The following is a 9,827-nucleotide window of genomic DNA, read 5'->3' as shown; positions in this document are numbered from 1 at the left end:
CTCGCGGGCTCGGCGCCAGGGGCGCGCATCGCAAGCCTCGAAGGGCCGGGCCGGCCTCCGACCGGCCGTCGTGGGCGCGGGGCCCGGTCAGGCCAGCGGGTCCGGCGCCGCCGTGACGCCCAGCTCCGCCAGCTTCGCCCTACCGCCGTCGGGGGACGTCAGGACCAGCGGGCCCTGTTCCGTGAGGGCCACCGAGTGCTCCCAGTGGGAGGACCAGGTGCCGTCCGTCGTGATGACCGTCCAGTCGTCCTCGAGGACCTCGGTGCGCGGGGTGCCGAGGGACACCATCGGCTCGATGGCCAGGCAGAAGCCGGGGACCAGCTTGGGGCCCTTGCCGCGCCGGCGGTCGACGTAGTTCAGCAGGTGCGGGTCCATGTGCATCTCGGTGCCGATGCCGTGGCCCCCGTACTCCTCGATGATCCCGTACTTGCCGCCGCCGGGCTTCGGCTGGCGGCGGATGTACGTCTCGATGGCCCGGGAGACGTCGACGAGCCGGTTGCCCTGCTTCATGGCCGCGATGCCCGCCCACATCGACTCCTCGGTCACCCTGGACAGCTCGACCAGCTCCGGGGAGTGACCGGAGCCCACGAAGGCCGTGTACGCGGCGTCGCCGTGCCAGCCGTCGATGATCGCGCCGCAGTCGATGGAGATGACGTCGCCGTCCTTGAGGACGACGTCGTCGGACGGGATGCCGTGGACGACGACCTCGTTCACGGACGTGCAGATGGTCGCCGGGAAGCCGCCGTAGCCGAGGAAGTTCGGCTTGGCGTTGTACTCCGTGAGCACCTTGCGGGCGACCTGGTCCAGGTCCTTGGTCGTGGCGCCGGGCACGGCCGCCTCGCGCGTGGCCGCGTGGATGGCGGCGACGACCAGCCCCGCCTCACGCATCTTGGCGATCTGCTCGGGGCTCTTGATCTGCACCATGGGGACTGCGGCCTTTCTGGACCGGAGAGTAAGGGAAACGCTTCCAACGATACGGGGCAGGGACCGGCCCCACCCCACAGCACAGCCGCGGCCCCTGAGCGAGGGACCGCGGCTGCAGCCTGACTGGAAGAACTACTGGTCGCGCTTGAGCGCCTCCAGCGCACGGCGGGTGACCTCGGCCACCGGTCCGGTCGCCGCGATGGTGACGACCAGGCCCTGCGCCTTGTAGTAGTCGATGATCGGCTCGGTCTGCGTGTGGTAGACCTCGAGCCGCCTGCGGACCGTCTCCTCGGAGTCGTCGTCCCGCTGGTACAGCTCGCCGCCGCAGACGTCGCAGACGCCCTCCTTCTTCGGCGGCGTGTACGCCACGTGGAAGACATGGGCGGAGTCGTTGCGGCAGACGCGCCGGCCGGCGATCCGCTTGACGACCTCGTCCTCCGGGGCCTCCAGGTCCAGCACCGCGTCGAGCTTCATGTCCTCGGTCTCGAGGAGCTCGTCCAGAGCCTCGGCCTGGGAGACGTTGCGCGGGAAGCCGTCCAGCAGGAAGCCGCCCTCGGCGTCGGGCTGCTCCATGCGGTCCTTCGCCATGGCGATGGTCACCTCGTCCGGTACGAGGTTGCCTGCGTCCATGTACGACTTGGCGAGCTTGCCCAGCTCCGTCTGCCGGCTGATGTTGGCGCGGAACAGGTCACCCGTGGAGATGTGCGGAATGTGCAGCGTCTCGGCAAGGCGGGTGGCCTGCGTTCCCTTACCGGCACCCGGCGGCCCGACGAGGACGATTCGCATCAGCGGAGGAACCCTTCGTAATTGCGCTGCTGGAGCTGGCTCTCGATCTGCTTCACCGTCTCAAGACCCACACCCACGATGATGAGGATGCTGGTCCCGCCGAACGGGAAGTTCTGGTTTGCCCCGAAACCGGCCAACGCCATTGTCGGTACGAGAGAGATCAGGCCCAGATACAGCGAACCCGGCCAGGTGATCCGGTTGAGTACGTAGCTCAGATACTCAGCGGTCGGTCGGCCAGCCCGGATGCCCGGGATGAACCCACCATACTTCTTCATGTTGTCCGCGACTTCCTCGGGGTTGAACGAGATCGCCACGTAGAAGAAGGCGAAGAACACGATCAGGAGGAAGTACAGGACGATGTGCGACGCCGCCTCGGGGTCGGCCAGGTTCTTCTGGATCCAGGTGGCCCAGCCCGCGGTCGAGCCGGAGAACTGGACGATCAGCGCCGGGATGTAGAGCAGCGACGAGGCGAAGATGACGGGGATGATGCCCGCCTGGTTCACCTTGAGCGGGATGTACGTCGACGTACCACCGTAGGAACGGCGGCCGATCATGCGCTTCGCGTACTGCACCGGGATGCGGCGCTGCGCCTGCTCCACGAAGACGACCAGGCCGACCATGACGAAGCCGACCAGCATGACGATGCCGAACTCGATCCAGCCGTCCGCCAGCTCGCCCTCCGTCTTGATGGCCCACAGCGCGGACGGGAACGTCGCGGCGATCGAGATGAACATCAGGATCGACATGCCGTTGCCGACACCGCGGTCGGTGATCAGCTCGCCGAGCCACATGACGGTGGCCGTGCCGGCGGTCATGGTGACCACCATGACGATCGTGGTGAAGATCGCCTGGTCGGGGACGATCTGACCGGCGACGGTGCAGCCGGAGAACAGGGCGCCACTGCGGGCGGTGGCCACCAGGCCGGTGCCCTGGAGGATGGCGAGCGCGATGGTCAGGTAGCGGGTGTATTGCGTGATCTTCGCCGTGCCCGCCTGGCCCTCCTTCTTCAGGGCTTCCAGGCGCGGGATGACCACGGTCAGCAGCTGCAGAATGATGCTCGCCGTGATGTACGGCATGATGCCGAGCGCGAAGACCGTGATCTGCAGCAGGGCGCCGCCGCTGAACATGTTCACCAGACCGAAGAGGCCCTGGTTGCCGGACGCCTGGTCCACACACTCCTGGACGTTCTTGTAATCGACGCCTGGGATGGGGATGTGGGTACCAAGCCGGTAGACCACGATGATGCCGAGCGTGAAGAGCAGCTTCTTGCGCAGGTCGGGCGTCTTGAACGCCCGGGCGAACGCGGTGAGCACGGTGCCTCCTGCGACCCCCGCGCTACTGCGTCAAGGGTGACGGTCTTGAGGATTCGACTGACGACTAAGTAAGTAACGGTCAACTGCCGCCCAGGGTGCCCCATGTGACGCACCCGTGAAAGAGGGCAGCGCAGGCCACCTTACCGGCGGGAGCACTTCCCTTGGAACGACCAACCGGGGATACCCCTTTTGTGGGGCATCCCCGGTTGGGATCGCTCATGTCATCGACACGCCTGAGTAGTTCAGACGAGCTCGGTGACGGTACCGCCGGCGGCGGTGATCTTCTCCTTGGCGGAGCCGGAGACGGCGTCGACCGTCACCTGCAGCGCCACGGAGATCTCGCCCTGGCCGAGGACCTTGACGAGGCTGTTCTTGCGAACGGCACCCTTGGCCACCAGACCCTCGACGGTGACCTCGCCACCCTCGGGGTAGAGCGCGGCCAGCTTGTCGAGGTTCACGACCTGGAACTCGGTCTTGAACGGGTTCTTGAAGCCCTTCAGCTTCGGGAGACGCATGTGGAGGGGCATCTGGCCACCCTCGAAGCGCTCCGGAACCTGGTAACGGGCCTTCGTACCCTTGGTACCACGACCGGCCGTCTTACCCTTCGACGCCTCACCACGACCGACACGGGTCTTGGCGGTCTTGGCGCCCGGGGCGGGACGGAGGTTGTGGATCTTGAGCGGGTTCTGCTCACCCATGATCAGTCGACCTCCTCGACCGTCACGAGGTGGCGGACGGTGTGCACCATGCCGCGGAACTCGGGGCGGTCCTCCTTGACGACCTGCGTGTTGATCCCCTTGAGACCAAGGGAACGCAGGGTGTCACGGTGGTTCTGCTTGCTGCCGATGTAGGACTTGACCTGCGTAATCTTGAGCTGCGCCATGATTACGCACCCGCCCCGGCACGTGCACGGAGAAGAGCCGCGGGGGCGACGTCCTCGAGCGGCAGACCACGGCGGGCCGCGATCTCCTCGGGACGCTGCAGGCCCTTGAGGGCCTCCACGGTCGCGTGCACGATGTTGATCTGGTTGTCGGAGCCGAGAGACTTCGACAGCACATCGTGAATACCGGCGCACTCGAGCACGGCACGCACCGGACCACCGGCGATAACACCGGTACCCGGGGACGCGGGCTTGAGCAGCACGACGCCGGCAGCCTTCTCACCCTGGATGGGGTGCGGGATGGTGCCCTGGATACGGGGGACCTTGAAGAAGTGCTTCTTGGCCTCCTCAACACCCTTGGCGATGGCGGCCGGCACCTCCTTGGCCTTGCCGTAACCGACACCCACGGTGCCGTCACCGTCGCCCACCACGACCAGCGCGGTGAAGCTGAAGCGACGACCACCCTTCACAACCTTGGCGACGCGGTTGATCGCGACGACGCGCTCAACGTAAGCGGTCTTCTCGGCGGCAGCTGCGCCGCCGTCACGGCCCTTCCGGTCCCGCCGCTCGCCGCCACCGGCACCGCCACCGCGGCGCTGGGGTCCAGCCATTGGAATTACCTCTCTCTGTTTCCGCTAGCGATACGGAACCGGGTCAGAACTTCAGACCGGCTTCGCGGGCGGCGTCCGCCAGGGCGGCGATGCGCCCGGCGTACTGGTTGCCACCGCGGTCGAAGACCACGGCCTCGACACCCGCGGCCTTGGCACGCTCGGCGACCAGGGCGCCGACCTGCTTGGCCTGCGCCGACTTGTCGGCCTCGCCGCCACGGATCGAGGTGTCCAGGGTGGACGCCGACGCAAGGGTGTGACCCTTGAGGTCGTCGATCACCTGGGCCACGATGTGACGGTTCGAGCGGGTAACGACCAGACGGGGACGCTCCGCCGTACCCGAGAGATTCTTGCGAATCCGGATGTGACGGCGCTTGATCGCGGCGCGCTTGTATGCGTCGCCCTTGAGGATCTTCTGTCCGTATGCCATGGCTTACTTACCCGCCTTTCCGACCTTGCGGCGGATGACTTCGCCCTCGTACTTGACGCCCTTGGCCTTGTACGGGTCAGGCTTGCGCAGCTTGCGGATGTTGGCCGCAACCTCGCCGACCTTCTGCTTGTCGATGCCCTCGACCGAGAAGTGGGTCGGGTTCTCCACCTTGAAGGTGATGCCCTCGGGGGCCTCGACCAGGATCGGGTGGCTGTAGCCGAGGGAGAACTCCAGGTTCGAACCCTTGGCGAGCACGCGGTAACCGACACCGCTGATCTCGAGCTTCTTCACGTAACCCTGGGTCACGCCGGTGATCATGTTCGCCACCAGCGTGCGGGACAGGCCGTGCAGGGCCTTGCTCTGACGCTCGTCGTTGGGGCGGGTGACGTTCAGAACGCCGTCCTCACCCTTGGCGATGTCGATCGGCGCCACGACGGTGTGAGTCAGCGAGCCCTTCGGGCCCTTGACCGAAACCGTACGGCCGTCGATGGTGACGTCCACGCCGGCGGGAACCGCGATGGGGAGCTTGCCGATGCGCGACATAGCTGTTTCCTCCGTTCCCTTCCGCTACCAGACGTAGGCGAGGACTTCCCCACCCACGCCCTTCTTGCCGGCCTGCTTGTCGGTGAGGAGCCCGTGCGACGTGGAGATGATCGCCACGCCGAGGCCACCCAGCACCTTGGGCAGGTTGGTGGACTTCGCGTACACCCGGAGACCGGGCTTGGAGATCCGCTTGATACCCGCGATGGAGCGCTCACGGTTCGGGCCGAACTTCAGCTCGAGGACGAGGTTCTTGCCAACCTCGGCGTCCTCGGTCTTCCAGCCCGTGATGAAGCCCTCCTGCTGGAGGATCTCCGCGATGTGAGACTTGATCTTGGACGCCGGCATCGTCACGGAGTCGTGGTACGCCGAGTTCGCGTTCCGCAGACGCGTAAGCATGTCTGCGATCGGATCAGTCATGGTCATGAATTGGCCTTCGGCCTCTCTCGCCGGGGTTTCCTGGTGCGCCATCCCTCTCCCCGATCCGAGACGGGACGGGTGCGGCGCGGTGGACCTACGGCGTAGTAAGTCGTACGGGCGGCAGACGCCCAACCCCGCAAGCCTAATGCATGCGAGGGTGGGCCCCTGCCGACCCAGATGCTTACCGAGAGCCTGAATAACCCGGGATTACCGGATTACCAGGAGCTCTTGGTCACGCCCGGCAGCTCGCCACGGTGAGCCATCTCACGAAGGCACACGCGGCACAGGCCGAACTTGCGGTACACGGAGTGCGGACGGCCGCAGCGCTGGCAGCGCGTGTAGCCACGAACACCGAACTTGGGCTTGCGAGCAGCCTTGGCAATCAGAGCCTTCTTCGCCATCTCGCTCACGCCTCCTTGAAGGGGAAGCCGAGGTGACGAAGGAGCGCGCGGCCCTCAGCGTCGTTGGTCGCCGTGGTCACCACGGTGATGTCCATACCCCGGGTGCGGTCGATCTTGTCCTGGTCGATCTCGTGGAACATGACCTGCTCGGTGAGACCGAAGGTGTAGTTGCCACGGCCGTCGAACTGCTTGGGGGACAGACCACGGAAGTCGCGGATGCGCGGCAGCGCGAGCGACAGGGTGCGGTCCAGGAACTCCCACATGCGGTCGCCACGGAGCGTGACGTGGGCACCGATCGGCTGGCCCTCACGCAGCTTGAACTGCGCGATGGACTTGCGGGCCTTGGTGACGGCCGGCTTCTGACCGGTGATCGTGGTGAGGTCGCGGATGGCGCCCTCGATCAGCTTGGAGTCGCGGGCGGCGTCGCCCACACCCATGTTGACCACGATCTTGACGAGGCCGGGGATCTGCATGACGTTCTCGTACGAGAACTCCTCACGCAGCTTGCCCGCGATCTCCTCGCGGTACTTCGTCTTCAGACGCGGAGTGGTGGTGGTAGCCATCAGATGTCCTCACCCGTCCGCTTGGCAACGCGAACCTTGTTGCCCTCGTCGTCGAAGCGGTAACCGACGCGCGTGACGACCTTGTTGCCGTCCTTCTCCACGACCAGCTGGACGTTGGAGACGTGGATCGGGGCCTCGGTGGTCACGATGCCGCCGGCCTGCGAACCGCGAGCGGTCGGCCCGGCCTTGGTGTGCTTCTTGACCCGGTTGACACCCTCGACCAGGACACGGTCCTCACGGGGGAAGGCCGCGATGACCTTGCCCTGCTTGCCCTTGTCCTTACCGGTGATGACCTGGACCAGGTCGCCCTTCTTGATCTTCATGCTCACAGCACCTCCGGCGCGAGGGAGATGATCTTCATGAACTTCTTCTCGCGCAGCTCACGGCCCACCGGGCCGAAGATACGGGTGCCACGAGGGTCGCCGTCGTTCTTCAGAATGACGGCGGCGTTCTCGTCGAAGCGGATGTACGAGCCGTCCGGACGGCGGCGCTCCTTGACGGTGCGAACGATGACCGCCTTGACGACGTCACCCTTCTTCACGTTGCCACCGGGGATCGCGTCCTTGACGGTGGCGACGATGACGTCACCGATACCCGCGTAGCGGCGGCCCGAGCCACCGAGCACACGGATGGTGAGAATTTCCTTCGCACCCGTGTTGTCGGCGACACGAAGCCGCGACTCCTGCTGGATCACGTCTATCTCCTGATTGTCTGCCGGTTCCCGGCGAGAAGCGTGAGTGCTTCACGCTTCTCGCCGAGCCTGGCGGAACTGCCCTGCGGGTTTGCCCGCAGGGCGGATCTTTTGGAATTCGCTTGCGCGAATTACCTACTTGGCCTTCTCGAGGACCTCGACGACGCGCCAGCGCTTCGTCGCGGACAGCGGCCGGGTCTCCATGAGGAGGACACGGTCGCCGACGCCCGCGGCGTTCTGCTCGTCGTGAGCCTTGAGCTTGTTGGTACGGCGGATGACCTTGCCGTACAGCGCGTGGGTCACGCGGTCCTCGACGGCGACGACGACGGTCTTGTCCATCTTGTCGCTGACGACAAGACCCTGACGGGTCTTGCGGAAGCCGCGGCCGGCCTTCGTCTCTTCAGTCACGTTGCTCTCGCTCATCAGGCGCTCTCCACCGTCTCGATGCCCAGCTCGCGCTCACGCATCAGGGTGTAGATCCGCGCGATGTCCTTGCGGACGGCCTTGAGCCGACCGTGGTTCTCGAGCTGACCCGTCGCCGCCTGGAAGCGGAGGTTGAACAGCTCTTCCTTGGCTTCGCGGAGCTTCGCCAGAAGCTCCTCGTCACCCAGTTCGCGCAGCTCGGACGCCTTGGTACCGGCCGACATCACGCTTCACCTGCCTCGCGCTTGACGATCCGGCACTTCATCGGCAGCTTGTGGGCCGCACGAGTCAGCGCCTCACGGGCGATCTTCTCGTTGGGGTAGGACAGCTCGAACATGACCCGGCCCGGGTGCACGTTCGCGATCCACCACTCGGGGGAACCCTTACCGGAACCCATGCGGGTCTCGGCCGGCTTCTTCGTGAGCGGGCGGTCCGGGTAGATGTTGATCCAGACCTTGCCGCCACGCTTGATGTGGCGGGTCATCGCGATACGGGCCGCCTCGATCTGGCGGTTGGTCACGTACGCCGGCGTGAGGGCCTGAATGCCGTACTCGCCGAACGCAACCGTCGTACCGCCCTTGGCCTGACCACGGCGCTTCGGGTGGTGCTGCTTGCGGTGCTTGACCCTACGGGGGATCAGCATTTCGGTCAGGCCTCCGTTCCGGTGCTCTCAGCCGGAGCGGCAGCGGCGGCGGGAGCCTCGGCCTTGGGGGCCTCGGCAGCCGGCGCGGACTGCTGCTGCGGCTTGCGACCGCGACCGCCACGCTCGCCACCGCGGCCACCACGGGCCGGGCGGTCGTTGCCACCACGGGCCGGGCGGTTGCCGGCGCGGGCAGCGGCGTTCTCGGCGCGGACCTCGGCGATGTTCTTGACGTCGCCCTTGTAGATCCAGACCTTCACACCGATGCGGCCGAAGGTCGTCTTGGCCTCGAAGAAGCCGTAGTCCACGTTCGCGCGGAGCGTGTGCAGGGGCACACGGCCCTCGCGGTAGAACTCCGAGCGGGACATCTCGGCGCCACCGAGGCGGCCACCGCACTGGATCTTGATGCCCTTGGCGCCGGCCTTCATCGTGCCCTGCATGCTCTTGCGCATGGCACGACGGAAGGAGACGCGGGAGGACAGCTGCTCGGCGACGGCCTGGGCCACCAGCTGAGCGTCCGTCTCCGGGCTCTTGACCTCGAGGATGTTCAGCTGGACCTGCTTGCCGGTCAGCTTCTCCAGGTCACCGCGGATGCGGTCGGCCTCGGCGCCGCGGCGGCCGATGACGATGCCCGGACGAGCGGTGTGGATGTCCACCCGCACGCGGTCACGGGTGCGCTCGATCTCAACCTTCGAGATGCCGGCGCGCTCCATGCCGGACGTCATCATCCGACGGATGGCGACGTCTTCCTTGACGTAGTCCTTGTACAGCTTGTCGGCGTACCAACGCGACTTGAAGTCGGTCGTGACACCGAGCCGGAACCCGTGCGGGTTTACCTTCTGGCCCATTACCGGGTTCCTTCCTTGCTGCTGACGACCACGGTGATGTGGCTGGTCCGCTTGCGGATCCGGTAGGCGCGGCCCTGGGCGCGCGGACGGAACCGCTTCAGGGTCGGGCCCTCGTCGACGTAGGCCTCGGAAATGACGAGGCTGTCGGCGTCGGTGTGGTCGTAGTTGTGCGCGGCGTTGGCAATGGCGCTGTCCAGCACCTTGCCGACCGGCACGCTCGCGGCCTGCGGGGCGAAACGCAGGACCGCCTGAGCCTCCGTGGCATCCATGCCACGGATGAGGTCCACCACGCGGCGGGCCTTCATGGGCGTGACGCGGATGTACCGCGCCTGGGCCCTGGCTTCCATGGTTGTCCCTTCA

General features: G+C 66.3%; 18 protein-coding genes. All 18 read right to left on the bottom strand.

Features of this window, described 5'->3' with window-relative positions:
- Positions 1–87 precede the first annotated feature (87 nt).
- A complete protein-coding gene (map, locus tag EBH09_RS22005; protein WP_121748666.1) occupies positions 88–924 on the bottom strand; it encodes a type I methionyl aminopeptidase in 837 nt (278 codons plus the stop codon).
- A gap of 132 nt (positions 925–1,056) precedes the next feature.
- Positions 1,057–1,710, bottom strand: coding sequence for an adenylate kinase (locus tag EBH09_RS22000; RefSeq protein WP_121748665.1), 654 nt, complete (start codon positions 1,708–1,710; stop codon positions 1,057–1,059).
- The gene (secY, locus tag EBH09_RS21995; RefSeq protein ID WP_121748664.1) at positions 1,710–3,023 is read right to left on the bottom strand and encodes a preprotein translocase subunit SecY; all 1,314 of its coding nucleotides are present in this window, start codon (positions 3,021–3,023) and stop codon (positions 1,710–1,712) included. The genes EBH09_RS22000 and secY overlap by 1 nt, the downstream gene beginning before the upstream one ends.
- Positions 3,024–3,265: 242 nt before the next feature.
- Complete coding sequence (gene rplO, locus EBH09_RS21990) at positions 3,266–3,721, bottom strand: 50S ribosomal protein L15 (protein ID WP_043381011.1); 456 nt, start codon at positions 3,719–3,721, stop codon at positions 3,266–3,268.
- A gap of 2 nt (positions 3,722–3,723) precedes the next feature.
- Positions 3,724–3,906, bottom strand: a complete 183-nt coding sequence (gene rpmD / locus EBH09_RS21985; RefSeq protein WP_003974250.1) for a 50S ribosomal protein L30 — start codon at positions 3,904–3,906, stop codon at positions 3,724–3,726.
- A 2-nt stretch (positions 3,907–3,908) separates the two neighbouring features.
- Positions 3,909–4,514 carry a 30S ribosomal protein S5 gene (gene rpsE, locus EBH09_RS21980; RefSeq protein WP_004927232.1) on the bottom strand — a complete coding sequence of 202 codons (606 nt, stop codon included), beginning with the start codon at positions 4,512–4,514 and terminating at the stop codon, positions 3,909–3,911.
- Between the two features lie 43 nt (positions 4,515–4,557).
- Positions 4,558–4,941, bottom strand: a complete 384-nt coding sequence (rplR, locus tag EBH09_RS21975; protein ID WP_121748663.1) for a 50S ribosomal protein L18 — start codon at positions 4,939–4,941, stop codon at positions 4,558–4,560.
- 3 nt (positions 4,942–4,944) lie between these two features.
- Positions 4,945–5,484 (bottom strand): 50S ribosomal protein L6, encoded by a 540-nt coding sequence (rplF, locus tag EBH09_RS21970; protein ID WP_003974253.1) that lies wholly within the window; start codon positions 5,482–5,484, stop codon positions 4,945–4,947.
- A gap of 24 nt (positions 5,485–5,508) precedes the next feature.
- Positions 5,509–5,907: a 30S ribosomal protein S8 gene (gene rpsH, locus EBH09_RS21965; protein ID WP_026248232.1), complete on the bottom strand. Its 399-nt coding sequence runs from the start codon at positions 5,905–5,907 to the stop codon at positions 5,509–5,511.
- A 209-nt stretch (positions 5,908–6,116) separates the two neighbouring features.
- Positions 6,117–6,302 carry a type Z 30S ribosomal protein S14 gene (locus EBH09_RS21955; RefSeq protein ID WP_003948630.1) on the bottom strand — a complete coding sequence of 62 codons (186 nt, stop codon included), beginning with the start codon at positions 6,300–6,302 and terminating at the stop codon, positions 6,117–6,119.
- Between the two features lie 5 nt (positions 6,303–6,307).
- The gene (gene rplE / locus EBH09_RS21950) at positions 6,308–6,865 is read right to left on the bottom strand and encodes a 50S ribosomal protein L5 (RefSeq protein WP_003974255.1); all 558 of its coding nucleotides are present in this window, start codon (positions 6,863–6,865) and stop codon (positions 6,308–6,310) included.
- Positions 6,865–7,188 (bottom strand): 50S ribosomal protein L24, encoded by a 324-nt coding sequence (gene rplX, locus EBH09_RS21945; protein WP_003974256.1) that lies wholly within the window; start codon positions 7,186–7,188, stop codon positions 6,865–6,867. The genes rplE and rplX overlap by 1 nt, the downstream gene beginning before the upstream one ends.
- Before the next feature lie 2 nt (positions 7,189–7,190).
- Positions 7,191–7,559: a 50S ribosomal protein L14 gene (gene rplN / locus EBH09_RS21940; RefSeq protein WP_003974257.1), complete on the bottom strand. Its 369-nt coding sequence runs from the start codon at positions 7,557–7,559 to the stop codon at positions 7,191–7,193.
- A 132-nt stretch (positions 7,560–7,691) separates the two neighbouring features.
- Positions 7,692–7,979 (bottom strand): 30S ribosomal protein S17, encoded by a 288-nt coding sequence (gene rpsQ / locus EBH09_RS21935; RefSeq protein WP_055418364.1) that lies wholly within the window; start codon positions 7,977–7,979, stop codon positions 7,692–7,694.
- On the bottom strand, positions 7,979–8,203 hold the full coding sequence (gene rpmC / locus EBH09_RS21930; RefSeq protein ID WP_003998824.1) for a 50S ribosomal protein L29: 225 nt from the start codon (positions 8,201–8,203) through the stop codon (positions 7,979–7,981). The genes rpsQ and rpmC overlap by 1 nt, the downstream gene beginning before the upstream one ends.
- Entirely contained in the window at positions 8,203–8,622 is a 420-nt protein-coding gene (gene rplP, locus EBH09_RS21925; RefSeq protein WP_004927269.1) for a 50S ribosomal protein L16, read from the bottom strand. The genes rpmC and rplP overlap by 1 nt, the downstream gene beginning before the upstream one ends.
- 5 nt (positions 8,623–8,627) lie before the next feature.
- Positions 8,628–9,467 carry a 30S ribosomal protein S3 gene (gene rpsC, locus EBH09_RS21920; protein ID WP_121748662.1) on the bottom strand — a complete coding sequence of 280 codons (840 nt, stop codon included), beginning with the start codon at positions 9,465–9,467 and terminating at the stop codon, positions 8,628–8,630.
- The gene (gene rplV / locus EBH09_RS21915; protein ID WP_030619142.1) at positions 9,467–9,814 is read right to left on the bottom strand and encodes a 50S ribosomal protein L22; all 348 of its coding nucleotides are present in this window, start codon (positions 9,812–9,814) and stop codon (positions 9,467–9,469) included. The genes rpsC and rplV overlap by 1 nt, the downstream gene beginning before the upstream one ends.
- Positions 9,815–9,827: the final 13 nt, after the last annotated feature.

Source organism: Streptomyces sp. E2N166, from assembly GCF_003671715.1.
Taxonomy (GTDB): domain Bacteria; phylum Actinomycetota; class Actinomycetes; order Streptomycetales; family Streptomycetaceae; genus Streptomyces; species Streptomyces thinghirensis.
The sequence above is the reverse complement of the archived record's forward strand: the minus strand, read 5'-3'. Positions and strand labels throughout refer to the sequence as shown.